The organism is Comamonas faecalis (assembly GCF_039538025.1).
Lineage (GTDB): Bacteria > Pseudomonadota > Gammaproteobacteria > Burkholderiales > Burkholderiaceae_C > Comamonas_C > Comamonas_C faecalis.
The window spans coordinates 154,290-179,086 of record NZ_BAABBP010000001.1; the positions used below are offsets into that span (position 1 = coordinate 154,290).

The window sequence follows — 24,797 nt, forward strand, 5'->3', positions numbered from 1 at the left end:
GGCTCTTTCGTATGCTGCGGGTTTTGCAGGAATTGCTACCCATGCAGCGAGTAGTGTTATTGTGGCAGAGCCCCTGGCCATCAGGGCGAACCCGCGTCCTGTTGTTGATGTGCGTCAATGTTGCGCCGGCGCAGGCCGCCGCTTCGGGCGTCAATCGGGCGTGAAGTGCGTCTCAAAGTGCGCCAGGTCGACCTCCAGCTCGAAGCTGACCAACTGCCCCATCTTGCCGTCCGACAGGCGGCAGGCGGCAAACAGGCTGGAGCGCCCGGCGAGCGCAAAGCTGGGCAGGTCGATCAGCGCGTAGGGGTGGGGCACGAACACATGGTGTTCGAACATGATGCGGTGTTCGTTGCGTGGCGATGGGTACAGCGTGTAGCCGTGGGCGGTGAAGGCTTGGGTTGCCATGGCAGGGATGCGCGTTATGCGCGTTACAGTAGGCGGGCAATGTAGCAAATCCACCCAATCGCCTGCCATGTCCAGCGTTTCCATCCAGACCGAGGATTTCGATGTCTCCGCCGAGCTTGCGCGGCTGCGCGCCGGCGACGCGCGCGTGGGCGCGGTGTGCTGCTTTGTCGGCACGGTGCGTGACCGCAATGAGGGCGACGCGGTGGCGGCGATGGAGCTAGAGCACTACCCCGGCATGACCGAGAAGTCCATCGAGGCCATGGTTGCCGACGCGCACCGGCGCTTTGGCATTTATGCGGCGCGCGTCATCCACCGTGTCGGGCCCTTGCAGCCGCTCGACCAGATCGTGCTGGTCGCCGTCACCGGCGCGCACCGTGGCGAGGCCTTCCAGGCCTGCGAATTCCTGATGGACTACCTCAAGACCCAGGCGCCGTTCTGGAAAAAAGAGCAAACCCCCGAGGGCGCGCGCTGGGTCGATGCCCGTGTCAGCGACGACGCGGCGCTGGCGCGCTGGGGGCTGAGCCTGGATCCGATGGCGCCATAGCGCTGCCTGGGCGCTGCGGACATGCAGCACCTGCCCGTACCCAAACGGCGCCGCCTGCCACGACACCATCCCAGCACCCCAGCACCTTCCTCGCACCATGCACGACGCAGCGACTCCCAGCCCACGCCGCAGCTTCTGGCGAACCACATGGTTTGCGGCCGGCGCATGGCTGCTTGCCGCGGTGGCGCAGGCGGGCAACGCACCCGCCCCCGCGCCCTTGAGTTTCTCGCAGGCCTGGCTGCAGTTGCAGCAGGGCTCCGACCAACTCGCCGCCAGCGAGCGGGCCGTCGAGGGCGCGCGCCTGCGCCGCGAGGGCATGCAGGGGCTGGGTGGCCCCACGGTGGCGCTGACCGGCATGGCCTATCGCTACAAGGCGCAGGTCGACATCGACCTGGATCCGGCGCGCCACTCGCTCGATGGAGTCATCGGCCTGCTGCCGCCGGCGCTGGGCGGCGGCCTGGGCGGTGCACCGCAGCTGCCCAGCAACTACAACCTGCAGCGCAGCGACAACCGCGCCTCGGCCAGCGTGTCGCTGCTGTGGCCGCTGTACGTCGGCGGCGCGGCCGACGCAGTGCGCTCCGGCCTGCAGGCGCGTACCGACGAGGCGCTGGCCGACGCACGGAGCGACGCACTGGCCTTGCACAGCCTGCTGGTCGAGCGCTACTTCGGCGCCCAGCTGGCGCGGCGCGCCGCCCAGTTGCGCCAGCATGCACTGGCGCTGGTGCGCGAGCATGACGCCGCCGCGCAGCAGATGCTGGAGGCGGGCGTGGCCTCGCAGCTCGACCGCCTGCAGGCGCGCGCCGCGCTGGCCGACGCCGAGCAGCAGGCCCGCCAGGCGTTGGACCAGGCACAACTGGCGGCCACCGCGCTGGCGCGCACGGTCAAGGCGACTGCGCCGCTGCAGGCCAGCAGCCCGCTGTTCGTGCTCAGCCAGCCGCTGCAGCCGTTGCAACGGTTCCAGGATGCGGCGCAGCAACACCACCCGGGCCTGGCCAAGGTGCAGGCCAAGCGCAGCCAGGCCGGCGCCTTGCACGACGCGCAGGAGGCGCTGCGCAAGCCCCAGTTACTGGGCTTTGGCCTGCGCGAGGTCAACACCCAGGGCAAGCCCAGCTGGGTTGCCGGCGTGGCCGCGCGCTGGACGCTGTGGGACAGCGTCGACCGCGACCAGCTGGCCGCCGCCAGCCAGCGCAGCGTCGAGCAGGCACAGCTGGCCGAGCAGCAGGCGCGCAGCGACATTGCGCTGCTGGTTGAAAAGCACTGGCTGGCGGTAGAGCAGGCGCGCCGCCAGTACCTGGCCCAGCAGGCGCAGCAAGACCTGGCGCAGGCGCTGCTCAAGCTGCGCCAGGCGGGCCTGCGCGAGGGTACGTCCACCACGCTGGAGCTGATCGAGGCCGAGGTCAACCTGGCCAGGATCGGCACCGAGCGCGCGCAGACCGCCAACCAGTACGTGCAGGCGCTGGCCGCGCTGCTGCAGGCCTGCGGGCTCAGCGAAGACTTCGCGCGCTACCAGGCGCAGGCCGACATCCTGATTCCCACCGATACCACCATCACCGCGCCATGAGCACCACGCCCGCCGCTTCCCCTCGTCTGTCCTGGCCTCTGTTGCTGGCCGGCCTGGTGGCGCTTGCCTTCGTTGCCTGGGGCTTCTGGCGCGCGGCGCAGCCGCCGGCGCCCTATTTCCAGGGTCAGATGGAGGCGCGCGAGACCGACATTGCGCCCAAGATCAGCGCGCGCATCGCACGCGTGGCGGTGACCGAGGGCCAGCAGATCCAGGCCGGCGACCTGCTCGTCGAGATGGATAGCCCCGAGGTGCGCGCCAAGCTGGCGCAGGCCGAATCGGCCCAGGCGGCGGCGCAGGCCGTGGCCGACAAGGCCCGCCACGGCGCGCGCCCGCAGGAGGTGCAGATGGCGCGCCTGGCCTGGCAGCGCGCACAGGCCGCGGCCGAGCTGGCGCAGACCTCGTACCAGCGCGTGCAAAGCCTGTTCGATCAAGGGCTGGTGGCGGCGCAAAAGCGCGACGAGGCGCACACCAACTGGCGCGCCAGCAGTGCCCAGGCCGACGCCGCCCGCGCGCAGTACGACATGGCCGCCAGCGGCGCACGCGCCGAGGACCAGGCCGCCGCCGCCGCGCAGGCGCGCCAGGTGGCCGGCGTGGTGGCCGAGGTGCAGGCCGCGCAGGCCGAAACCGCACTGCGCAGCCCGGTGGCCGGCGAGGTGGCCAAGGTGCTGGCCAAGGTGGGCGAGCTCTCGCCTCAGGGCGTGGCGGTGGTCACGGTGGTCGATCTAAAGGACCAGTGGGTGGTGCTCAACGTGCGTGAGGAGCAACTGCAGCGCTTTGCCATGGGCAGCCGCTTTGCCGCGCGCCTGCCGGCGCTGGGCGATCTGCGGGCCGACTTCGAGGTGAATTACGTCGCCGTGCTGCCCGACTTCGCCACCTGGCGCGCCACGCGCGGCAGCCAGGGCTTTGATGCGCGCACCTTCGAGGTGCACGCTCGGCCCTTGGTGCCGATCGAAGGCGCGCGCCCGGGAATGAGCGTGCTGGTCGAGGCGCAGTGATGGGCTTCATCGCCAGCCTGCGCCGCGAGTGGCGCCTGCTGCGCGCGCGGCCCTTCGACCTGGCCATGCTGACCTGGGTGCCGTGGCTGGCCATGGCGCTGCTGTGCTGGATTTTTGCTGCAGGCCAGCCTTACCGGCTGCCGATCGCGGTGTGGGACGAGGACCATTCGGCGCTGTCGCGCCAGCTGGTGCGCATGCTCGGCGCCGCGCCCGGCCTGCAGGTGCAGCAGAGCCTGCTCAACCGCGCCCAGGCGCAGGACGCGCTGGAACGCATGGCGGTGTACGGCGTGGTGCACATACCGGCCGGCATGGCGCGCGCGCTCAAGCGCGGCGGCGCGGCAGACGTCACGCTTTTGCACAACGCCCAACTGGCCACCGCGTCCAGCCTGCTGCAGCGCGACCTGCGCCAGGTGGTCGGCACGCTGTCGGCCGGCGCCCGGATGCAGGCGTTGGCCAAGCGCGGCACGCCCGGGCAGGCACTGCGCACGCGCATCGAGCCGGTCAAGACGCAGCTGGTGTCGCTGTTCAATGTCTCGACCAACTACGAGCAGTTCCTGGCCGCAGCGCTGGTGCCGGCGTTGGTGCACATCCTGGCGATGACCGCCGGCGCCTGGGGCGTGGGCCGCGAGCTGCGCGACCGCACGCTGGGCGACTGGCTGGGCGCCCGGGCGTGTGGGCCGCAGGTGTTTGCCGCGTTGGTGGGCAAGCTGGCGCTGCCGGCGTGCACGCTGTGGCTGGGCGCGGTGGCCGCGCAGCTCTACCTGGCGCAGCTGCGCGGCTGGGCGGTGGCCGGAAGCATGGCATGGGTGGCGCTGGCGCTGGCGGCGCTGGTGCTGGTCAGCCTGGCGGCGGGAGCGGCGCTGGCGGGCATCACCTTGTCGCTGCGCATGGCATTGTCTGGGGCCGGGCTGCTGTCGGCGCCGGCGTTCGCCTTCAGCGGCGTGGCCTACCCGCTGCTGGCCATGGACAGCAGCGCGCGCGGCTGGGCGCTGGCCATGCCCTACACCCACTACGCGCGGTTGCAGCTGCAGCAGTGGCAGATGGGCGCGCCGGCGGCGCAGACGCTGCCCGTCGTCGCCGGCCTGCTGCTGGCCACGCTGGCGCTGCTGGGGCTGGCCAGCGCCGGGCTGGCGCGCGGCCTGCGCCGGCCCGAACGCTGGGGCGCGCGGTGATGGGAGGCGGGTGATGGTTTTCATCACGCTGCTGCGGCTGGAGCTGCGCGCGCTCTTGCGCGACAAGGGCGTGGCGCTGCTGGTCTTTGGCGCGCCGCTGCTCTACGGCTTCTTCTACCCCTGGTTCTACGCCACCGAGGTCGCGCAGCGCGTGCCGGTGGCCGTGGTGGTGCAGGACGATTCGGCACTGTCGCGCCAACTGCTGCGCTTTGCCGGCGCCAGCCCGCGCATCGCAGTGCAGCTCGTCACCGCCGATGAGGGCCAGGCGCGCGCCGCGCTCTTGGCCGGCGAGGTGATGGGCTACGCCCTCGTGCCGCGCGACTTCAAGCGCGACGTGCTGCGCGCGGCCGACGTGGTGGTGCCGGTGTACGCCAACGGCGCCTATCCGATCGCCGCCAAGCAGGTGCAGTACGGCTTTGCCGAGGCCGTGGGCACGCTGTCGGCCGGCATCGAGCTGCGCCGCCTGCAGGCCGGCGGCCAGAGCGCGCTGCAGGCCCGGGCCAGCCGCGCGCCGCTGTCGCTGCAGTTGGTGGCGCTGTTCAACCCGACCGAAGGCTACGGCAGCTTCGTCGTCGCCGCCGTGGCGGTGCTGATCCTGCAGCAGACGCTGCTGATGGGCGGTGCGCTGCACGTCGGCACGCTGCGCGAGAACGGGCGCGCGGGCGACGGCGCGCGCGCCTGGCTGGCGCGGCTGATGGCGCTGTGCGCGCCGGGCTGGCTGGCCGGGCTGCTGTACTTCGGCTGGATCTTCGTCTGGCAGGACTACCCGCGCGGCGGCAACCCGCTGGGCGCGCTGGTGCTGCTGTCGGCCTTCGTGCCGGCGGTGGCCGGCTGCGCGGCGCTCCTGGGTTGGTGGCTGGCCGAGCGCGAGCGCGCGATGCAGGTGGTGCTGTTCACCTCGCTGCCCCTGGCCTTTCTGGGCGGCTTCACCTGGCCGGTACAGGCGCTCCCCGAGGCGCTGCAGTGGCTGCGCTGGCTGTCGCCCAGCACCGCCGGCATCCAGGCCTCGCTGCAGCTCAACCAGATGGGCGCGCCGCTGCAGGCGGCGGCCTGGCCGCTGGCCTGGCTGGGCGCAATGGCGCTGGCCAGCTGGGGCGCCGTGCTGTGGCTCGCACGGGGCGAGCAGGCCGCGCCCCGTCTGGAGAATCGCGCCCCGCCAGTGGCGCAGCCGGGCGCCAAGCCCATCGGGGGCGCTTGAAAACCGGCGCGCTGGCGCCATGTGGGGAGCAATTGTTTTTCGTTTGTTGAAAAAGGAAACGCTCCATGCGCCTGGACAAACTCACCACCAAATTTCAGGAAGCCCTGGCCGACGCGCAGTCGCTCGCGCTGGGCCATGACAACGCCTACATCGAACCAGTGCACCTGCTGGCGGCCATGCTGCGCCAGGACGACGGCCCGCGCGCGCTCGTCGAGCGCACCGGCGCCAGCGCGGCCGGCCTGGCGAAGGCGGCCGAGGCGGCGATCAAGCGCCTGCCCCAGGTGCAGGGCCAGGAGCAGGTGCAGGCCAGCCCCGAGCTGGGCCGCGTGCTGCAGGCCACCGAGAAGGAAGCCATTCAGCGCGGCGACCAGTTCATCGCCAGCGAGCTGTTTTTGCTGGCGCTGGTCGACAGCAAGGGCGAGGCTGCGCAGATCGCCAGGGACAACGGCCTGTCGCGCAAGAGCCTGGAGGCGGCCATCGAGGCGGTGCGCGGCGGTCAGAGCGTGGACAACGCCGAGGCCGAGGGCCAGCGCGAGGCGCTCAAGAAATACACGATGGATCTGACCGAGCGCGCCCGCATCGGCAAGCTCGACCCGGTGATCGGCCGCGACGACGAGATTCGCCGCACCATCCAGGTGCTGCAGCGGCGTTCCAAGAACAATCCGGTGCTGATTGGCGAGCCCGGCGTGGGCAAGACGGCCATCGTCGAAGGGCTGGCCCAACGCATCATTGCAGGCGAGGTGCCCGAGAGCCTCAAGGGTAAGCGCGTGCTGGTGCTGGACATGGCGGGGCTGCTTGCCGGCGCCAAGTACCGCGGCGAGTTCGAGGAGCGGCTGAAGTCCGTGCTCAAGGAAGTGGCGCAGGATGAGGGCCGCATCATTTTGTTCATCGACGAGCTGCACACCATGGTTGGCGCGGGCAAGGCCGAGGGTGCGATCGACGCGGGCAATATGCTCAAACCGGCCCTTGCGCGCGGCGAACTGCACTGCATTGGCGCGACCACGCTGGATGAATACCGCAAGTACATCGAGAAGGACGCGGCGCTGGAGCGGCGCTTCCAGAAGGTGCTGGTCGACGAGCCGACGGTTGAGGACACCATCGCCATCCTGCGCGGCCTGCAGGTGCGCTACGAGGCACACCACGGTGTGGACATCACCGACCCGGCCATCGTTGCCGCGGCCGAGCTGAGCCACCGCTACATCACCGACCGTTTCCTGCCCGACAAGGCCATCGACCTGATCGACGAGGCGGCGGCCAAGATCAAGATCGAGATCGACTCCAAGCCCGAGGCGTTGGACAAGCTCGAACGCCGCATGATCCAGCTCAAGATCGAGCGCGAGGCGATGAAGAAGGAGACCGACGAGGCCTCGCAGAAACGCCTGCAGCTGATCGAGGAAGAGCTGACGGCCGCCGAGCGCGAGTACGCCGACCTGGAAGAGATATGGAAGGCCGAGAAGGCCAGCGCCCAGGGCAGCGAGCAGATCAGGAAGGACATCGACGCGATCCGCATCCAGATGGACGACCTGAAGCGCAAGGGCGACTACAACAAGGTCGCCGAGCTGCAGTACGGCAAGCTGCCCGAGCTGGAGAAGCGCCTGAAAGAGGCGCAGGACAGCGAGGCCGGCGGCGGCGCGCCCAAGCACCAGTTGCTGCGCACCCACGTGGGCGCCGAGGAGATCGCCGAGGTGGTCAGCCGCGCCACCGGCATCCCGGTCGCCAAGATGATGCAGGGCGAAAAAGACAAGCTGCTGCAGATGGAGGACAAGCTGCACGAGCGCGTCGTCGGCCAGGACGAGGCGGTGAACGCGGTGGCCGATGCGATTCGCCGCTCGCGCTCGGGCCTGTCCGACCCCAACCGGCCACTGGGCTCCTTCCTGTTCCTTGGCCCCACCGGCGTGGGCAAGACCGAGCTGTGCAAGGCGCTGGCGGGGTTTCTGTTCGACAGCGAAGACCACCTGGTGCGCATCGACATGAGCGAGTTCATGGAAAAGCACAGCGTTGCACGCCTGATCGGCGCGCCGCCGGGCTACGTGGGCTACGAGGAGGGCGGCTACCTGACCGAGGCGGTGCGGCGCAAGCCCTACAGCGTGCTGCTGCTCGACGAGGTGGAAAAAGCCCACCCCGACGTGTTCAACGTGCTGCTGCAGGTGCTCGACGACGGCCGCCTGACCGACGGCCAGGGCCGCACCGTGGACTTCAAGAACACCGTGATCGTGATGACCAGCAACATCGGCTCCATGCTCATCCAGAGCATGGTCGGCCAGGACGCGCAGGACATCAAGGACGCGGTCTGGGGCGAGCTCAAGCAAAGCTTCCGCCCGGAGTTTCTCAACCGCATCGACGAGACCGTGGTATTCCACGGCCTGGACGCGCGCCACATCGAGGCGATCGCCCGCATCCAGCTGCGCCAGCTGCAGTCGCGCCTGGACAAGCTGGAGCTGCACCTGGACGTCTCGCCCGCGGCGATGGCGGAGCTGGCCAAGGTCGGGTTCGACCCGGTGTTCGGCGCGCGGCCACTCAAGCGCGCCATCCAGCAGCGCATCGAGAACCCGCTGTCCAAGCTGCTGCTGCAGGGGCGCTACCCGCCCAAGAGCGTCATTCCGCTTGACGTCGATCCGGTACAGCAGCCGGGGGTATTCCTCTTTGGCGATGCCCGCACCATCGACTGATTTACCATGCAAACCATGCACGGGGCCCCACTTTCAGCGCCCCGTGCCGACGACCCCGAGGAGAACGGTTTGAACGACATCCTGGCAAGCACCATTCGCTGGACACTGCGCATCGTCGCGTTCGCGATGGGCTTGGTCTTTTTCTTCAGCCTGCTGGCGGCGGTGGCAATTCTTGCCGCCGTCTGGGGGCTGCGCGCACTGTGGGCGCGTATGACGGGCAAGCCCGTCACGCCCTGGGTCATGCGCATGAATCCGCGCGATGGCTGGAGCACGGTCTACCGCAGCACCGCGCGCTGGACTGCGCCCAAGCCACCCGGGCAGGGCGCGCGCACGCACGCCGACGTGACCGACGTCGTCGCGCGCGAGCTGCCCTGACCGCAGCTGCTGAACACAGCACTTGTTGCGTGAAAACCCTTAACGTGCGATAATCGCCGGCTTGCGCAAAACAACACTGCGCAAGTTTGTTACATCTCCCTTCTTACGCCGGGTGCAAGTGGCGAATCATCGATTCGCCTTGCTGCAAAAAAACCCTCCGGCCCAGCTTTTCGCGCTGGCGCCTGCTTCCGTCAGATGGTTGATGTATTTCATGAACCACTGATGTGAGACACCCACCTTCCCGGCGGGTGAATTTTTCCATGACGACAGAAATTGCATACGAGCAGGGCGACAGCGTGCCTGCTTCTTCCCCCATGGCCGTCGAGGCTGCAACCCCCAACGGTTTTGCCGCACTGGGCCTGGCGCCCGAGCTGCTGCAGGCCGTGGCCGACCTGGGCTTCACCCAGCCGACCGAGGTGCAACAGCGCGCCATCGGGCTGGCGCTGGGCACCGACGACGCGCAGGGCCGCGGCAGCGACCTGATGGTCTCCAGCCAGACCGGCAGCGGCAAGACCGCGGCCTTTCTGCTGCCGGTGCTGCACACCATCCTGCAGCAGCGCGCGGCCCAGGCCGAGCGCGAGCGCGCCGAATACGAGGCGGCCGCAGCCCAGGCCGCCGAGCGCGGCGAGGCGCCCCCGAAGCGCTCCAAGCGCAAGAACCCGCTGCACCCGCGCAACTTCAAGGCTGCCGTGCCCGGCGCGCTGGTGCTGTGCCCCACGCGCGAACTGGCGCAGCAGGTGGCGCACGACGCCATCGACCTGGTCAAGCACTGCAAGGGCCTGCGCATCGCCAACGTGGTGGGCGGCATGCCCTACCAAATGCAGATCGCCAAGCTGCAGAACGCCGACCTGGTCGTCGCCACGCCCGGGCGCCTGCTTGATCTGCAGCGCTCGCTGCAGATCAAGCTCGACGAGGTGCAGTTCCTCGTCGTCGACGAGGCCGACCGCATGCTCGACCTGGGCTTTGCCGACGACCTGGCCGAAGTCAACCAGCTGACCGCGCAGCGCCGCCAGACCATGATGTTCTCGGCCACGTTCGCGCCGCGCATCCAGCAGCTGGCCATGCGCGTGATGAATGAGGGCGGCGCCAACGTCAAGAAGGTGCAGGTCGACAGCCCGCAGGAAAAGCACGCCAACATCCGCCAGAGCCTGTACTGGGCCGACAACGCCGACCACAAGAGGAAGCTGCTGGATCATTGGCTGCGCGACTCCAGCATCGACCAGGCCATCGTCTTTGCCAGCACCCAGATCGAGTGCGACGGCCTGGCGCAGGATCTGCAGCAGGCCGGTTTTGCCGCGGTCGCGTTGCACGGCGCGCTCAGCCAGGGCCTGCGCAACCGCCGCCTGATGGCGCTGCGCAAGGGCCAGGTGAAGTTTCTCGTGGCCACCGACGTGGCGGCGCGCGGCATCGACGTGCCCACCATCACCCACGTCTTCAACTACGGCCTGCCGATGAAGGCCGAGGACTACACCCACCGCATCGGCCGCACCGGCCGAGCCGGGCGCGACGGCCTGGCCATCACCTTTGCCGAGTTCCGCGACCGCCGCAAGATCTTCGACATCGAAGGCTATACGCACCAGGCACTGGCCGCAGCCGTCGTCGAAGGGCTGGAGCCCACGCAGCGCTTCGAGCAGCGCTCCCCGCGCCGACAGGGCTTTGACGGGCGCGGCCGCGGCGGGCGCGACTCCTTTGGCGGACGCGGCGGCCCGGGCGAGCGCTTTGGTGGCGAGCGCCGCCGCTTCGACCAGGGTGAGCCGCGCGAGCAGCGCGGCTGGCGTAGCGACCGCAGTGCCGGCTTTGGCCCGCAAGGCGGCGGCCGCGGCGGCGAACGTGCGCCGTCGCACGGCGCGCCCTATGGCGAGCGCCGCGACGAGCGCTTTGCCGGAGCTCGCCCTGAGCGCCGCTTTGACCGTCCGGCCGGCGCCGGCTACGCGGCGCAGCGCCCCGAGCACGGCGGCTGGGCCGGTGTCCAGCGCCAGGAAACGCGCCAGGAAACGCGCCAGGAGTACCGCCACGACCACCCACGCGACGCCCGCGGCCCGCGCGGCGACAGTGGTGAGCGCCGTTTTGGCGGCGACGCACCGCGCTCCGCCTGGGCCGGCGGTGCCGGGCGCCCGGCACCCGCCGGTGCACGGCGCGGCGAGAGCGACCGCCGCCCCTACGAAGCGCGCGCGCGCGCACCGCGCCAGCCGCGTTGATACATGCGCGCTGCGGCGCATGAAAAAACCAACCAGCCCGCGCCAGCGCCGGGCTGGTTTTTTTTCGTATCGGCGCCGCTACACTGCGATCCAACTGCTTTTAGGGTTGAGGACAAACGATGGAGCGCAGCGAAACACGGGCCGCCCAGGCTGACTACGCCCACATGTTCGACCTGGCGCCGGTGTCGCTGTGGCTGGAAGACTACAGCGCGGTGCGCCAGCTGTTCGAGCGCTGGCGCGAGCAGGGCGTCACCGACCTGGCGGCGCACCTGCGCACACCCCGAGTGCGTCGTGCAGTACGGCGCCAGCATTCGCATCATCGAGGTCAACCAGCGCACGCTGACGCTGTTTGCAGCGCCCGACCAGGCCACGCTGATCGCCTCGCTCAACCGCGTGCTGCGCGACGACATGCACAACCATGCGCAGCAGGAAATGCTGCAGCTGTGGGAGGGCGTGGGCGGCTACGCCAGCCGCAGCGTCAACTACACGCTCGATGGCCGGCGCCTGGACGTGCAGATCAGCGCGCGCATCCTGCCCGGCCATGAGGACAGCTGGAGCCGCGTGCTCGTGTCGCTGCAGGACATCACCGCGCTGGAATCAGCGCAGCGCCAGCTGCAGACCAGCGAGCGTTATGCGCGCGACATCTTCGCGCACTCGCCGGTGTCGCTGTGGGTCGAGGACTTCAGCGCCGTCAAGCCGCTGCTGGACGACATCCGCGCGCAGGGCATCGTCGACTTCAAGACCTTTCTGAAGGTACACCCCGAGTTCGTCGGGCGCTGTGCGCGCGAGATCCGCGTGATCGACGTCAACCAGGCGACGCTGGCACTGTTTGGCGCAAGCGACAAGGCGCAGCTGCTGGCCGGCGTCGACCAGATTTTTCGCGCCGAGATGCTCGACACCTTTGCCGAGCAGCTGATCGACCTGTGGGAAGGACGCCTGAACCAGCAGCGCGAGGTGATCAACTACAACCTGGCCGGCGAGCCGCTGCACATCCACATGCAGTTCTCGGTCATGCAGGCCTGCCTGGACGACTGGGCCATGGTGCTGGTGTCGCTGGTCGACATCAGCGCGCGCAAAAAGGCCGAGGCCTACCTGGAATACCTGGGCAAGCACGACGTGCTGACCGGCCTGCGCAACCGCGCCTACTACATGGAGGAGCTCAGCCGCCTGGCGCGCAAAGGCCCCTGGCCCGTGGGGGTGGTGGTGATCGACCTGAACGGCCTGAAGGCCACCAACGACGAGCGCGGCCACGGCGCCGGCGACGCCATGCTGCGCCGCTGCGCCGAGGTGCTGGCCAAGGCGGCCGACAGCACTTCCTGCGTGGCGCGCATCGGCGGTGACGAGTTCTGCATGCTGCTGCCGGCCACCGACGAGCAGGGCGCGTGGATCATGGTCGAGCGCATCACCGCGCTGCAGGAGATGAACAACCAGTTCTACCCAGGCCAGGCGCTGAGCGTGTCGATGGGCATGGCCGTGGCGCGCGAGGGTGACGCGCTTGAGGCCGTGGTGCACCGCGCCGACCAGTCCATGTATGCGCAAAAAACCCGCTACTACGCCGCACTGGGGCACGAGCGGCGCTCCGAGCGCTGATTCCATTTCCAAATCAAACGGTTACTTTGTCGGCTTCGCTTGCCGTGCTACAGCACTGTCTGCGCTGCGCCTTCGCGTACCCGATTGATTGAAAAATGGAATGAGCCCTCGTCCGGCGCGCAAAGCCTTCGTCACATGGTCTTGCGCCCGATCTCGGGCCAATGGTGGTGCAGGTAGATCCAGGACGCCAGGCCCACGCACATCATCAAGAGCGACGCCAGCGCCAGCAGCACGGTCGAGTGCATGACCAGCGGCGCCACGACGCCCGCGACCAGGCCGTTGGCGCTGGAGCCGACGAAGGCCTGCAGCGACGACGCCATGCCGCGGCGCGCCGGGTACAGATCCAGTACCAGCAGCGTGACCACCGGCACCATCAACGCCCAGCCGAACGAGAAGACCGCGATCGGCAGCATGGCCCAGGACGCGTGGGCCGTGAACAGCAGGTTGGCCGCCAGGTTGACCAGCCCCACGGCCAGCATGATGACGAAGCCGTGGCGAATCTGGCGCTTGGGCGGCAGGCGCCCGGCCAGCCGCCCGCTGACCCAGGCGCCGGCCATGATGCCCGAGATGTTGAGCATGAAGAACCAGTAGAACTGCGTCGGCCCCAGGCCCAGGTGCTCGCCCAGAAAGGCGGGCGCGGCCAGCACGTACAGAAACATGCCGTTGAACGGCACGCCGCTGGCCAGCGCCAGCAGCACGAAGCGCGGGCTGGTCAGGAGCTGGCCGTAGCCGCGCATCAGCGGCACCAGCGCAATCGGCTGGCGGCTGGCGGCTGGCAGCGTCTCGGGCAACAGGCGCCAGATGGCCAGCCACAGCAGCGCGCCCACCAGCGTGAGAAACCAGAACACGCTGTGCCAGTTCAGGTGCACCGACAGCCAGCCGCCGACGATGGGCGCCACCGCCGGCGCGATGCCGAAGAAGATCGTCACCTGGGCCATCACGCGCTGCGCCTGCGTGGGTGGAAACAGGTCGCGGATCACCGCGCGCGAGACCACGATGCCCGCGCCCGCGGTCAACCCCTGCAGCGCACGAAAGAACACCAGCTGGCCAATGCTTTGCGACAGCGCGCAGCCGGCCGACGATAGCGCAAACAGCGCCAGCCCCCACAGCACGACGGGGCGCCGCCCCAGGCTGTCGGACAGCGAGCCGTGGAACAGCGTCATGAACGCGAATGCGAACAGATAGGCCGACAGCGTCTGCTGCATCTGCAGCGGCGTGGCCTGCAGCGCGCCGGCAATCGCCGGGAACGCAGGCAGATAGGTGTCGATCGAGAACGGCCCCACCATGCCCAGCAGTGCGAGCAGGATGGCGATGGCCCACAGCGGGCCGCGCCATTGGTGGGTGGTTTCGGTGGGCATGCGGTATTCCAGGGCGAAACCGTGGATTATCGGGCAGCGTGCCGGAAACCGCGCGCCGCGCCTTGGGCAGCGTCCGCGCCAGGGTGCGGGCGCTGCCAAGGCGCGGTCAGTGCTTCATGCCGTGGCCGTGGCCCGCAGCTGCAGCGGCGCCGCCCAGCGCGCGCACGCCGGCCTGGATCTCCAGCGTCTGGCGCTGGCCGTCCCGTCCCTCGAACACCAGCGTCAGCGGCACGCTGGTGCCGGCGACTGCGGCCTCGCGCAGGTCCATCATCATCAGGTGATAGCCGCCGGGCTTGAGCGCGACGCTCTGGCCCGCGGGCAGGTCGATGCCGGGGACGGCGCGCATCTTCATCACGTCGCCCTCCATCTTCATCTCGTGCACCTCGGTCACGCCGGCAATCGGGCTGCTGGCGCCCACCAGGCGCGTGTCCTGGCTGGCCGTCAGCTCCATGAAGGCACCGGTGGCCTTTTGCTGGGGCACGGAGGCGCGCACCCAGGCGTCGTGTACCTGGACGGGCGCCTGCGCCTGGGCAAATGCGCCCGCGCCGGTGAACAGGGCCGCAGCGAGGGCGAGGGGCAGGGAAATCTTGGTCATAGGGTCATCCTTGAAACAGGGGAGTGGCCTGCCTGGGCATGCGTGCCGGCAGGCCGCAATAAAGAGAAAGAAGGGGGCCGGATCTGCGGCGCGGCCACCCGGCCATGAAGAACGGGTGGTCATTCGGCAGAAAGAGTCCACCGTCATCCCGGCGAAAGAACGTCACCCCGGACTGCGGTCCGGGACAGGCTCCCAGTAGCGCGTCCGACTACGTGACGCCCAGTGCCGGCGGTGCGCGCGGGGGAAACGGCGCGCGGCTCACGGGCGCGCGGTGGTGCTGCGCCTGCGGCGCCCGCACCACGGCCAGCGCCGGCAGCGCGGGCGGGCTCCAGTGCCGCGCAGAGGGCGGCGCCAGCAGCGTGGGCAGGCACAACGGGCATTCCAGCGTGTGGCCCGCGGCGGTGCTGCTGCTGCCGTCGTCGACGACGACCCAAAGCGCCTCGCTGGACGCGCTGCACAGCCGCTGCAACTGTGGCATGCGCAGCATTGGCGCGGCCGTCGCCACGCCCAGCGCCAGCACAAAGCACGCCAGCAGCAGGCGGGCGACATGGCGGGGATAGTGCAGAAGGCGGCGCATGGTCGGGATCGATTATCGCGAAGACCTGTTCTCAGTATGGCTTGCGCTGCATCAAAAGCAGTGGCAAGCAAATGCAATAATATGGATGCAAATCATTATCATTTACTTTGAAATGAATTCTCTCCCCGATTCCCGATCCGCCCTGGCCGGGCTTTCCCCGTCGGCGCTGGCACCCGCGCGGTGTCCGCGCCTCTCGCGCACCGTGGCCGCCGGCCTGCTTGCCGCCGCAGCGGCTGCTGCCCAGGCACAGGCTGAAGAGGGCAGCCGCGCGGCCCAGGGCCAGCTGCCGGCCATGACGGTGCGCGCCACCGAGGCCGCGGCGGCCGGGCAGGAGGCCGCGCCGCTGCGCCCGTCAGTCGCTGCCGAGCAGCTGCGGCTGGACGCCGTGCCCGGCGCCTCCAACCTGGTACAGCCGCAGCAGCAGGCGCGCCTGGCCACGCTGCGCGACGCGCTGGACTACCAGCCCGGCATCGTGCTGCAGGACTTTTTTGGCGCGACCGACCAGCCCCGGCTGTCGATACGCGGCTCGGGCATCCAGAGCAACCCGGTCAACCGCGGCGTCGTGCTGCTGCAGGACGGCCTGCCGCTCAACGAGGCCGACGGCTCCTTCATCATCGGCACGCTGGAGCCACGCAATGCCGCGCTCATCAGCGTGCGCCGCGGCGCCAACACGCTCACGCCCAGCGCCATCACGCTGGGCGGCGAGCTGGACTTCCAGTCGCTCACCGGTGCCGATGGCCGCGGCATGGTGCGCGCCGAGGCGGGCAGCTTTGGCCGGCGTGCGCTGCAGGGCGCGCTGGGGCTGGAGGGAACGCAGTGGGACGGGCGCATCAGCGTCAGCAGCGACCGCTTCGACGGCTGGCGCCACCACAGCGCCTCCAGGCGCGACGCGCTGCACGCCAACGTGGGCTTCCAGGGCCTGGGCGGGGTGGAGAACCGCAGCTATCTGTCGTGGACCGACCTGGAGTTCGAGATCCCGCACGTCGTGCCCAAGAACCGCGTGGGCAGCGACCCACAGAGCGTGATGGGCGACGGCAGCAGCCCGCAGGACAGCCTGCTCAACGTCTACCGGCGCGACCCGCGGCGCGAGGCGAGCCAGCTGCGCCTGGCCAACCGCACCCGCTGGGGCGCGGACGACCTGCGTCAGGAGCTGGGCCTGTACTGGCAGAACACCGACGACTGGTTCAAGGATCCGACGGTCGGCACGCGCACCGACAGCCGCACGCTGGGCGCGCAGTGGCGTGTCGACGGGCGCAGCAGCGAGCAGCTGCGCTGGCACGGCGCGCTGGCCTGGTCGCGCAGCAACATGGACAGGCGCTTCAACGCCATCAGTTCGGCCAACGGCGCCGAGCTGCAGCGCTTTGCCGCCTACGACCTGCGCGCCGAGAACCTGCAGGGCCAGCTGGGCGCCGACTGGCGGCTGGCCCAGGGCCTGAGTCTTGTTGGCCAGCTGGGCTGGAGCCGCCAGGAGCGCAATGCCGCCAGCCGGCTGGATGCGGGCCGGCTGGATCAGCGCTGGACTTGTGCCACGCCCCGCGTGGGGCTGAACTGGGACGTGACGCCGCGCACCCGCCTGTGGGCCAATCTCAGCCGCAGCCAGGAGGCGCCCAGCTACTGGGAGATCGTCACCGCCGCGGCCGCGCCCAACAACCCGAACGCGACGCAAAGCGCGCTGGCGCGCCTGAAGCTGCAGCGCGCCACCACGCTGGAGGTCGGCGGCCAGGGCCGGCTGGGCGAGGGCGAGCGCGCGACCGCCTGGCAGGTCGCGGTCTACCGCAGCCATCTGGCCGACGAGCTGATGAGCGTGACCGACGCCAGCGGCCTGGCGCTGGGCACGACCAACTACGCCGGCGGCACGCGCCACCAGGGCATCGAGGCCGGGTTGTCGGGCACGTTTGCGCTGCCGCTGGGCGCGCTGGACTGGCGCGGCTCCTGGACGTACAGCGACTTTCGCTTCAAGCGCGGCGTCTACGCCGGCAACCGCATTGCCGGCGTGCCGCGCAACCTGATCAACGCCGAGCTGCTGTGGCGCGTGGCCACGCCCTCGGGCGTGTGGCGCGTGGGCCCCAATGTGCGCTACCAGCCGGGCTCCAACCCCATCGACCACGCCAATACGCCCGGCGCGACGCAGAACGGCTACGCACTGCTGGGCTTTGCGCTGCAGTGGAGCCAGGGCCAGTGGCGCGCCTGGCTGCAGGCCGACAACCTGACCGATCGCCGCTACGCCAGCACCTTTGCCATCCGCAACCAGGCCACCGCGGCGCAGCCGGGCTATCTGCCGGGGTTGGGGCGCAGTGCGTCGGTGGGGGTGGACTACCGTTTCTGAGCGCGGAGCGCGGCAGGTTTTGCGTAGCTCCGTCTCGGGCTGGTATCGCGGCGAAGGCGCCGCTCCCACGGGTGTTTATTCAATCGCCATTGCAGGCGCGCCTGTGTCCGTGGGAGTGGCGCCCCGCCGCGATCGATGCACCGCCGACCTGCAATTCGTCCCCACGAAAGACTTGAACAGGTTCCAGGCGCGTGATAATTGGCATTTCAAATGCATGTTTACGCCCCGGCGCGCGCACGGCGCGCACCGGGGCCGGAAGGATGAGCCCATGCGCACCTTGACGACCCCTGTTTCGAGCGCTCTTGCGCGCGGCCGCCGCCACTGGCTGCAGGCCGCCGGCGCGCTGGCGCTGGGCGTGCAGCTGCCGCGCGTGCGCGCCGCGGCGCTGCCAGCCATCACGCTGGCTGGGCCGCCGGCCATTGTTTCGGCGCCGCTGATCCACATGGCCGAGACCGGCGCGCTCAAGGCCGTGGCGGGCAAGACCGAGTTCATCAGCTGGCGCGACCCCGACCAGCTGCGCGCCATGGTCATTGGCGGCAAGGCGCAGTTCCTCGCCACGCCCAGCAACGTCGCTGCCAATCTGTACAACCGTGGCGCGCCGGTCACGCTGATCAATATCTCCACCTGGGGCGCGCTGTGGATCGTCACGCGCGACGGCGAGCGCAAGACGCTGGCCGACTACCGCGGCGAGGAGATCGCCGTACCGTTTCGCGGCGACATGCCCGACATCATGCTGCAGCTGCTGGCGGCCAAGCAGGGGCTGGACCTGCGGCGCGACTTCAAGATCCGCTACATGCCCTCGGCCATGGAGGCAATGCAGCTGCTCATCACGCGGCGCGTGCACCACGCGCTGCTGGCAGAGCCCGCGGTGTCCATGGCGCTGCGCAAGACCCAGTCGTTTCCGATCAGCGTGATTGCCCCCGAACTGCACCGCGGCCTGGACTTCCAGCAGGAATGGGGCCGGCTGTTCGAGCGCAAGCCGCGCATTCCGCAGGCCGGCATGGCGGCCGTGGGCAGCGTGCGCCAGCAGCCCGAGGTGCTGGCAGCGTTTGCCCAGGCCTATGCCGCGTCGGTCGACTGGTGCAAGGCCAATCCGCTGGAATGCGGCAAGCTGGTGGCCAAGCACATAGACCTGCTGATGCCCGAGGCGGTGGCCGACGCGATCGCCACCAGCCAGCTCGATGCGGTCAGCGCCCGCGACGCGCGCGCCGAGATCGGCTTTTTCTTCGAGCAGTTGCTGGCGCGCGACCCGTCGCTGCTCGGCGGCAAGCTGCCGGACGACGGTTTCTTCGGCGCCTGACCGATGGGCGTCGTCTGGCAATTGCTGCGCGGCCTGCCGGCCTATCTGTGGAGCGGCTGGGGCGCGGCCGCCAGCCTGCTGCTGTTCGTTGCGTTGTGGGAGCTGGGCGCGGGCTACTACGGGCCGCTGATCCTGCCCGACCCGCTCTCCACCTTTGCCACGCTCAAAAGCCTCGTGGCTTCGGGCGCGGCCTGGCCCGAGCTGCTCACCACCGCCCGCCGCGCGCTGCTGGGCCTGCTGCTGGCCGTGGCCGTGGGCAGCAGCGCCGGCATGCTGGCGGGGCTGTCGATGACGGCGGCCATGGTGTCGCGCCCCTGGGTCACGCTGCTGCTGGGCATGCCGCCGATCGCCTGGCTGGTGCTGGCCATGCTGTGGTTCGGCATGGGCGACGGCACGCCCGTGTTCACCGTCTTCGTCGCCTGCCTGCCCATCGTCTTCATCGGCGCGCTGCAGGGCACGCGAACGCTGGATCTGCACCTCAAGGACATGGCGCGTGCCTATCACCTGCCGTGGCGCATGCGCGTGTTCGACCTGTATCTGCCGCACGTCGCGGCCTACCTGTTTCCGGCCTGGATCACCGCGCTGGGCTCGTCCTGGAAAGTGGCCGTGATGGCCGAGCTGCTGGCCACCAGCGATGGCGTGGGCGCGGCGCTGGCGGTGGCGCGCTCGCACCTGGACATGGGCGCGTCGCTGGCCTGGATCGGCCTGGTCGTCGCCAGCCTGCTGCTGCTCGAATACGGGCTGATGGAGCCGATCAAGCGCGAGCTCGAGCGCTGGCGCGAGGCGGGCGCATGACGGCACGACAGCTGCTGGTGCACCAGCTCGACCACGCCTATGGCGCCACCACGGTGCTCGAAGGCATCACGCTTGCCGTACCCGCCGGGCGCACCGTCGCGCTGGTCGGGCCGTCGGGCTGCGGCAAGACCACGCTGCTGCACCTGTGCGCTGGTTTGCTGGACGTGCAGCACGGGCGCATAGCCCAGCCGTTCGCCCCCACGGCCGTCATGTTCCAGCAGCCGCGCCTGCTGCCGTGGATGAACACGCGCGACAACATCGCGCTGGGCCTGAAGGCCCGCGGCATGCTGCGCGCGCAGCGCCACCGCGCTGCCCAGGACATGGCGCTGGCGCTGGGCCTGACCGAGGCGTCGCTCTTGCAGTTTCCGGCCGAGCTGTCGGGCGGCATGCAAAGCCGCGCCGCACTGGCGCGTGCGCTGGTGCTCTCGCCCGCGCTGCTGCTGATGGACGAGCCTTTCTCGGCGCTGGACGTGGGCCTGCGCTACCAGCTGCACCAGCTGCTGCTGGAGCAGCAGGCGCGCACCGGCATGGCGGTGCTGCTCATCACGCACGACCTGATGGAGGCGGTGCGCCTGGCCGACGACGTGCTGGTCATGCGCCCCGCGCCCGGGCGCATCGTCGCGCACTACCAGCCGCCCGGCGCGGCGCTTGGGCGCGGCGACACGCTGGTGCACCAGTGCGCCGCCGAGCTGCAGCAGCACCCCGACGTGCGCGCGGCCTTCGACCTGCCGGCGCTGGCGGCAGCGGATGCCCCGGCCCTGGGCCGCTGGCGCATCACCGTGCCCGACGAAGCGCAGGCCGGCAGCCACCCCGTGATGCAGATCGGCGAGCCATGACGAGCGAGATGACTGGCGGGACGACCGCCTCCTGGAACTTCCTGCGCAGCAGCCACCCGCTGTGGATGTGCGGCCTGCGCCCGTTTCTGCTGCTGGCCATGGGCTCGGCCATCGGGCTGCTGGCCTGGTGGAGCCTGGTGCTGGCCGCCGGCATGCCTGCGCCGCTGGTGGCCGGCGGCGCGCTGGTCTGGCATGTGCACGAGCTGGTCTTTGGCTTTGCCATGGCGGCGGTGGCCGGTTTTGCGCTCACCGCGCTGCCCGAGTTCACCGGCCTGCCCAGCGCCTCGCGCGCGCGGCTGCGCCAGCTGGCGCTGTTGTGGCTGGCCGCGCGCCTGGGGTTCTGGCTGTCGGGCCTGCTGGGCCTGCCGGCGCTGTGGCTGGCCGCCATCGGGCAGGTCGGTTTTGCGCTGCTGCTGCTCGGCGAACTGCTGCCCGCGCTGCGCTCACCCGACGGGCGGCGCCACGCGGCGTTTGGCTGGCTCGTCCTGGCGCTGGCGGGCACGGCTGCGGGCTTTTACGTCGATGCGCTGCGCGGGCAGGCCGGACTGCGCTGGCTCTACGCCACGCTGGGCGTGCTGATGCTGCTCATCGTCGTCGCCGCCAGCCGCATTTCGATGCGCGTGGTCAACCGCGCCATCGAAGACCTCGCCCCCGGTGCCGACGCCTACCTGGCGCGTCCGCCGCGGCGCCATCTGGCGTCGTTCGCCATTGGCCTGTACACCGCGGCCGAGTGGGCGCAGCAGGGCACGCACCTGTGTGGCTGGCTGGCGCTGGCCGCTGGCGCCGCGGTGCTCAACCTGCTGGGCGACTGGCATGTGGGCGCGCCGCTGTGGCGCAGGCGCTTTCCGCTGATGCTCTATGCCATGTATTGGTGCATGGCGCTGGGCTATGTGGCGCTGGGCCTGTCGCAGCTGGACTTGCTGCCCGGCGGCAGCATTGCCGGCCACCACCTGCTGGCCATGGGCGCAATGGGGCTGGCCATCTTCGTCGTCTGCTCGATTGCCGGGCGCGCCCACGTCGGCCTGGCAAGCGACACCGGCCCCTGGCTGGGCCTGGGCGCGGCCCTGCTGCTGTTGGCCACGTTCTGGCGCGCGGGCGCGGCGCTGCTGGGCGCGGACATGCACCAAGTGGCGTTTGCCGGCGTGCTGTGGTGCGCCGCCTACGCCGTGCTGCTGTGGCGCGTGGGCCCGGGCCTGTGGCGCCCGCGCACCGACGGCAAGACGGGTTGCGCCGATTAGGGCCTGTTAACGCTATTTTTGATCGCAACCCGAAGGGAACATACTCAAAACGGCGCCACTCTTCGTTGCGCTCCTTGCCCAGACACCCAGTCTGGGCTGCGTCGCACGTCTCGATTGACGCCGTTTTGAGTATGTTCGCACCGCCAAAAATAGCGTTAACAGGCCCTAACGCGCACCGTTTGCCGGGCAAAGCCCGGGCTGCAGGCGTATCAGGCAATTACGTTGTTTGACGTTTGCGCCGTATGGCCGTCGCAAGCCGGCGTGGCTAGAATCCGCGGTTCACGGACGGGGAAATACCTGCCTGTCTTTCGGGGTTTTCCATAACACAAAAAGGGAGGGGCTGGTGTGCTGGCGCGTTTTGCCAGTTGCGCACCATGCCGTCCAGCCGCATGCACCAGACCAATATGTTCGATGAACCGTGGCCGCCTTGCCGCGGATGCGGGCGCCGCCTGCCATGAACAGCGTCGGCGACCACCGCTCACGGCGCTCGCACCGGGCGCTGCTGCAACGGCGCAGCAACATCAGCAACGTGCTGCAGCCCATGCTGGACGGCGTGGCCATCCTGGGCATTGCCTATGGACTGATCCAGTTTCACATCGGCGTGCTCACCGGCCCCTACACCGCCATGGTCGTGCTGTTGATGACCATCCTCGGCCTGGTGTATGACCAACTGGCCATCTACCGCAGCAACGCCAACTTCACGCGCAAGGCGCTCAGGCTGCTGCAGGCCTGGACCGTGGCTTTTGCACTGCTGATCACGCTGGGGTTTCTCACCAAGCAAAGCGACGTGTTCTCGCGCGTGCTGATCGCGCAGCTGTACGTGTTGGGCTATGCGGCGCAGCTGTTGCTGCACCTGGTCGTGCGCCTGGCGCAGCAGTACTTCGTCAGCCACGCGGTGCAGTCCGACAGCGTCATCATCGTCGGCACCGGGCGCCTGGCGTCCTACCTGAACCAGAAAATCAACAACAACCCCTGGCTGGCCGAGCGCGTCGTCGGCTGCGTCACGCTGCCCGCAGACCATCCGCAGCCGTCGGACGAGGAGGGCGGCAAGGGCCTGCCACCGGTTCTGGGCTCGCTGCACGACCTGCCCGCACTGATCGAGCAGCACCAGATCCGTACCGTCTACTTTGCGATCCCGCTCAACGCCTCGGACGTCATCGAGGCGCTGTACTTCCAACTGCTGGATCTGCACGTGGCCGTGCATTGGGTGCCCGACATTTTCTCGCTGCGCCTGATCAACCACAGCGTGCGCGAGATCGCCGGCGTGCCGGTGCTCACGCTGTCCGAGACCCCGCTGACCGGCACGCGCCTGATGTGGAAGACGGTGGAAGACCGTGTGCTCGCTTCGCTCATCCTGCTCTCGATCGCGCCGGTGCTGCTGGCCGTGGCGCTGGCGGTCAAGCTCGACAGCCCGGGGCCGGTGTTCTTTCGCCAGTCGCGCATGGGCTGGAACGGCAGGGCGTTTCGCATCTGGAAATTCCGCAGCATGTATGTGCACGAAGAAGAGAAGGACAGGGTGGTGCAGGCCACGCGGGGCGACCCGCGCATTACCCGCGTGGGCGCCTTTTTGCGCCGCACCAGCCTGGACGAGCTGCCGCAGATCTTCAACGTGCTGGCCGGCGACATGTCCCTCGTCGGCCCCCGCCCGCACGCGGTGCAGCACGACCAGGAGTATTCGCTGCGCATCCAGCAGTACTTCGCCCGGCACAACATCAAGCCAGGCATCACGGGTCTTGCGCAGGTGCGTGGCTACCGGGGCGAGACGCGCGACATCGACCAGATGATCCAGCGCGTGCAGTCCGACATCGAGTACATCAACAACTGGTCGGTCTGGCTGGATCTGGCCATCCTGGCGCGCACCGTGACCGCGTTTACCGGGAAAAACGCGTATTGACATCTTGTCCAACTGTCAATTTGGCGTGCGCTAGTACGAATGGCTTATTGATCCATCGCAAGCGCAAATGTATCGTTCTGTTCGATTAGCGGTCAATCCGGCCGCTCAGGGATATCAAACGCAAGAAGGTCATCATGAAAATTTTCCACATCGCCGTCGCTGCAGCACTGCTGACTCTGGGTGGTGCCGCTTCTGCAGAGGCAGTGTCGGCTGCGCAATACGATGCTCCCGCTCCGGCGGCTTCGGTTCAAAACGTCGTGTTCGCTGACAGCACGCCAGCAGCACAGAGTGCACCTGGGGCCAACGTTGCGCAACTGGCCCAGCTGGCGATGGCAGGCGAGCACGGATCTGCCGATTTTGGCCGCCCCACGATCTCGCCGATGATCGCCCCCAGCCCCACACCGCTGCCCGGCGCGCTGTGGCTGTTCGGTTCGGCGCTGGCCGGCTTCCTGGGCTTCTCCAGCCGCCGCAAGGTCTGAGCGACTTGCCCATATACCGGGCGGTTTGAAACACAAGGGGGGCTTCGGCCCCCTTTTCATTGCACGGCCGGGCCCCTTAAACTCTGCTGGTTTCTCAATTTCCTCGCGGGACTGCCCTCATGAAAAAACTGTTTTTGCACACCCTGTCCGCGCTGCTCCTCGTGGGCGCCAGCACCGCTACCCTGGCGGCCGACGCACAAGACGGCCAGGCCTACCAGTTGCGCCCGGCTGATCGCCTGCAGGTCTCCGTCTGGCGCGAGGACGCGCTGCAGCGCGAGGTGCGCGTGCTGCCCGACGGCAGCATCACCATGCCGCTGATCGGCCGCCTGGTGGTTGCCGGCCTGGGCACGGAAGCAGTGCAGGAGCAGATGGTCGAGCGCCTCAAGCCCTATATGCCCGACCCCATCGTCACCGTCACCGTGGCCGGTACCGACGGCAACTCCGTCTACGTGATCGGCAAGGTGCTCAAGCCCGGCCTGGTGCCGCTGCTGACGGACAACACCACGGCGCTGCAGGCCTTGAGTCTGGTGGGCGGACTGGATCGCTTTGCCGACGGCAACGCCATCCGCGTGCTGCGCAGCGACGGCGGCAAGCAGGTGCTGCTGCCCGTGCGCTACAACGACCTGATCAAGGGCGATAGCCTGCAGACCAACATCCAGCTGCAGGCTGGCGACACCGTGCTGGTGCCGTGA

The 24,797-nt window shown here is 69.3% G+C and carries 20 protein-coding genes and 1 pseudogene; 17 read left to right on the plus strand and 4 right to left on the minus strand.

Annotation, left to right across the window (positions count from 1 at the left end; genetic code table 11):
• Positions 1 to 150: 150 nt before the first annotated feature.
• A complete protein-coding gene (locus ABD767_RS00725; protein ID WP_103044626.1) occupies positions 151 to 405 on the minus strand; it encodes a hypothetical protein in 255 nt (84 codons plus the stop codon).
• A 67-nt stretch (positions 406 to 472) separates the two neighbouring features.
• Here ABD767_RS00725 and moaE point away from each other — a divergent pair, with 67 nt between their 5' ends.
• From moaE to ABD767_RS00770, 9 genes and pseudogenes are all read left to right on the plus strand, one after another.
• Positions 473 to 949, plus strand: coding sequence for a molybdopterin synthase catalytic subunit MoaE (moaE, locus tag ABD767_RS00730; protein WP_103044625.1), 477 nt, complete (start codon positions 473 to 475; stop codon positions 947 to 949).
• A 97-nt stretch (positions 950 to 1,046) separates the two neighbouring features.
• On the plus strand, positions 1,047 to 2,510 hold the full coding sequence (locus tag ABD767_RS00735) for a TolC family protein (protein ID WP_103044624.1): 1,464 nt from the start codon (positions 1,047 to 1,049) through the stop codon (positions 2,508 to 2,510).
• On the plus strand, positions 2,507 to 3,505 hold the full coding sequence (locus ABD767_RS00740) for an HlyD family secretion protein (RefSeq protein WP_103044623.1): 999 nt from the start codon (positions 2,507 to 2,509) through the stop codon (positions 3,503 to 3,505). The genes ABD767_RS00735 and ABD767_RS00740 overlap by 4 nt, the downstream gene beginning before the upstream one ends.
• A complete protein-coding gene (locus tag ABD767_RS00745) occupies positions 3,505 to 4,677 on the plus strand; it encodes an ABC transporter permease (RefSeq protein ID WP_344867620.1) in 1,173 nt (390 codons plus the stop codon). Before ABD767_RS00740 ends, ABD767_RS00745 begins: the two co-directional genes overlap by 1 nt.
• 13 nt (positions 4,678 to 4,690) lie before the next feature.
• Positions 4,691 to 5,875, plus strand: coding sequence for an ABC transporter permease (locus ABD767_RS00750; RefSeq protein ID WP_103044622.1), 1,185 nt, complete (start codon positions 4,691 to 4,693; stop codon positions 5,873 to 5,875).
• A 65-nt stretch (positions 5,876 to 5,940) separates the two neighbouring features.
• On the plus strand, positions 5,941 to 8,544 hold the full coding sequence (clpB, locus tag ABD767_RS00755) for an ATP-dependent chaperone ClpB (RefSeq protein ID WP_103044621.1): 2,604 nt from the start codon (positions 5,941 to 5,943) through the stop codon (positions 8,542 to 8,544).
• Between the two features lie 69 nt (positions 8,545 to 8,613).
• Complete coding sequence (locus ABD767_RS00760) at positions 8,614 to 8,919, plus strand: hypothetical protein (RefSeq protein ID WP_103044620.1); 306 nt, start codon at positions 8,614 to 8,616, stop codon at positions 8,917 to 8,919.
• Between the two features lie 260 nt (positions 8,920 to 9,179).
• Positions 9,180 to 11,117: a DEAD/DEAH box helicase gene (locus ABD767_RS00765; RefSeq protein ID WP_103044619.1), complete on the plus strand. Its 1,938-nt coding sequence runs from the start codon at positions 9,180 to 9,182 to the stop codon at positions 11,115 to 11,117.
• Positions 11,118 to 11,236: 119 nt separating this feature from the next.
• Positions 11,237 to 12,707: pseudogene (locus tag ABD767_RS00770) on the plus strand (sensor domain-containing diguanylate cyclase).
• Between the two features lie 131 nt (positions 12,708 to 12,838).
• Here the strand turns inward: ABD767_RS00770 and ABD767_RS00775 are convergent.
• The 3 genes from ABD767_RS00775 to ABD767_RS00785 form a co-directional block, all read right to left on the minus strand.
• Positions 12,839 to 14,065, minus strand: a complete 1,227-nt coding sequence (locus ABD767_RS00775) for a Bcr/CflA family efflux MFS transporter (RefSeq protein WP_103046360.1) — start codon at positions 14,063 to 14,065, stop codon at positions 12,839 to 12,841.
• Between the two features lie 106 nt (positions 14,066 to 14,171).
• On the minus strand, positions 14,172 to 14,660 hold the full coding sequence (locus ABD767_RS00780) for a copper chaperone PCu(A)C domain-containing protein (RefSeq protein ID WP_103046359.1): 489 nt from the start codon (positions 14,658 to 14,660) through the stop codon (positions 14,172 to 14,174).
• Positions 14,661 to 14,868: 208 nt separating this feature from the next.
• Positions 14,869 to 15,237, minus strand: a complete 369-nt coding sequence (locus ABD767_RS00785) for a DUF2946 family protein (RefSeq protein WP_103046358.1) — start codon at positions 15,235 to 15,237, stop codon at positions 14,869 to 14,871.
• Between the two features lie 112 nt (positions 15,238 to 15,349).
• Between ABD767_RS00785 and ABD767_RS00790 the strand changes: the two genes are divergently transcribed.
• The 8 genes from ABD767_RS00790 (at position 15,350) to ABD767_RS00825 (ending at position 24,797) form a co-directional block, all read left to right on the plus strand.
• Entirely contained in the window at positions 15,350 to 17,563 is a 2,214-nt protein-coding gene (locus tag ABD767_RS00790; RefSeq protein ID WP_146031516.1) for a TonB-dependent receptor domain-containing protein, read from the plus strand.
• A 268-nt stretch (positions 17,564 to 17,831) separates the two neighbouring features.
• Complete coding sequence (locus tag ABD767_RS00795) at positions 17,832 to 18,863, plus strand: substrate-binding domain-containing protein (RefSeq protein ID WP_103046362.1); 1,032 nt, start codon at positions 17,832 to 17,834, stop codon at positions 18,861 to 18,863.
• 3 nt (positions 18,864 to 18,866) lie between these two features.
• Positions 18,867 to 19,658 (plus strand): ABC transporter permease subunit, encoded by a 792-nt coding sequence (locus ABD767_RS00800; RefSeq protein ID WP_103046357.1) that lies wholly within the window; start codon positions 18,867 to 18,869, stop codon positions 19,656 to 19,658.
• Positions 19,655 to 20,494, plus strand: a complete 840-nt coding sequence (locus tag ABD767_RS00805; protein ID WP_103046356.1) for an ATP-binding cassette domain-containing protein — start codon at positions 19,655 to 19,657, stop codon at positions 20,492 to 20,494. The genes ABD767_RS00800 and ABD767_RS00805 overlap by 4 nt, the downstream gene beginning before the upstream one ends.
• Positions 20,491 to 21,732, plus strand: a complete 1,242-nt coding sequence (locus tag ABD767_RS00810) for an NnrS family protein (RefSeq protein ID WP_344867642.1) — start codon at positions 20,491 to 20,493, stop codon at positions 21,730 to 21,732. Before ABD767_RS00805 ends, ABD767_RS00810 begins: the two co-directional genes overlap by 4 nt.
• A 454-nt stretch (positions 21,733 to 22,186) precedes the next feature.
• Complete coding sequence (locus ABD767_RS00815; protein ID WP_344867644.1) at positions 22,187 to 23,626, plus strand: undecaprenyl-phosphate glucose phosphotransferase; 1,440 nt, start codon at positions 22,187 to 22,189, stop codon at positions 23,624 to 23,626.
• A gap of 134 nt (positions 23,627 to 23,760) precedes the next feature.
• Positions 23,761 to 24,105, plus strand: a complete 345-nt coding sequence (locus tag ABD767_RS00820; RefSeq protein ID WP_344867646.1) for a hypothetical protein — start codon at positions 23,761 to 23,763, stop codon at positions 24,103 to 24,105.
• Between the two features lie 119 nt (positions 24,106 to 24,224).
• Entirely contained in the window at positions 24,225 to 24,797 is a 573-nt protein-coding gene (locus ABD767_RS00825; RefSeq protein WP_344867648.1) for a polysaccharide biosynthesis/export family protein, read from the plus strand.

What these genes read in the sequence shown, in the direction of transcription:
- ABD767_RS00725 (WP_103044626.1), bottom strand. Translation starts at nt 405, where the DNA reads ATGGCAACCCAAGCCTTCACCGCCCACGGCTACACGCTGTACCCATCG.
- moaE (WP_103044625.1), top strand. Translation starts at nt 473, where the DNA reads ATGTCCAGCGTTTCCATCCAGACCGAGGATTTCGATGTCTCCGCCGAG.
- ABD767_RS00735 (WP_103044624.1), top strand. Translation starts at nt 1,047, where the DNA reads ATGCACGACGCAGCGACTCCCAGCCCACGCCGCAGCTTCTGGCGAACC.
- ABD767_RS00740 (WP_103044623.1), top strand. Translation starts at nt 2,507, where the DNA reads ATGAGCACCACGCCCGCCGCTTCCCCTCGTCTGTCCTGGCCTCTGTTG.
- ABD767_RS00745 (WP_344867620.1), top strand. Translation starts at nt 3,505, where the DNA reads ATGGGCTTCATCGCCAGCCTGCGCCGCGAGTGGCGCCTGCTGCGCGCG.
- ABD767_RS00750 (WP_103044622.1), top strand. Translation starts at nt 4,691, where the DNA reads ATGGTTTTCATCACGCTGCTGCGGCTGGAGCTGCGCGCGCTCTTGCGC.
- clpB (WP_103044621.1), top strand. Translation starts at nt 5,941, where the DNA reads ATGCGCCTGGACAAACTCACCACCAAATTTCAGGAAGCCCTGGCCGAC.
- ABD767_RS00765 (WP_103044619.1), top strand. Translation starts at nt 9,180, where the DNA reads ATGACGACAGAAATTGCATACGAGCAGGGCGACAGCGTGCCTGCTTCT.
- ABD767_RS00775 (WP_103046360.1), bottom strand. Translation starts at nt 14,065, where the DNA reads ATGCCCACCGAAACCACCCACCAATGGCGCGGCCCGCTGTGGGCCATC.
- ABD767_RS00780 (WP_103046359.1), bottom strand. Translation starts at nt 14,660, where the DNA reads ATGACCAAGATTTCCCTGCCCCTCGCCCTCGCTGCGGCCCTGTTCACC.
- ABD767_RS00785 (WP_103046358.1), bottom strand. Translation starts at nt 15,237, where the DNA reads ATGCGCCGCCTTCTGCACTATCCCCGCCATGTCGCCCGCCTGCTGCTG.
- ABD767_RS00790 (WP_146031516.1), top strand. Translation starts at nt 15,350, where the DNA reads ATGAATTCTCTCCCCGATTCCCGATCCGCCCTGGCCGGGCTTTCCCCG.
- ABD767_RS00795 (WP_103046362.1), top strand. Translation starts at nt 17,832, where the DNA reads ATGCGCACCTTGACGACCCCTGTTTCGAGCGCTCTTGCGCGCGGCCGC.
- ABD767_RS00800 (WP_103046357.1), top strand. Translation starts at nt 18,867, where the DNA reads ATGGGCGTCGTCTGGCAATTGCTGCGCGGCCTGCCGGCCTATCTGTGG.
- ABD767_RS00805 (WP_103046356.1), top strand. Translation starts at nt 19,655, where the DNA reads ATGACGGCACGACAGCTGCTGGTGCACCAGCTCGACCACGCCTATGGC.
- ABD767_RS00810 (WP_344867642.1), top strand. Translation starts at nt 20,491, where the DNA reads ATGACGAGCGAGATGACTGGCGGGACGACCGCCTCCTGGAACTTCCTG.
- ABD767_RS00815 (WP_344867644.1), top strand. Translation starts at nt 22,187, where the DNA reads ATGAACAGCGTCGGCGACCACCGCTCACGGCGCTCGCACCGGGCGCTG.
- ABD767_RS00820 (WP_344867646.1), top strand. Translation starts at nt 23,761, where the DNA reads ATGAAAATTTTCCACATCGCCGTCGCTGCAGCACTGCTGACTCTGGGT.
- ABD767_RS00825 (WP_344867648.1), top strand. Translation starts at nt 24,225, where the DNA reads ATGAAAAAACTGTTTTTGCACACCCTGTCCGCGCTGCTCCTCGTGGGC.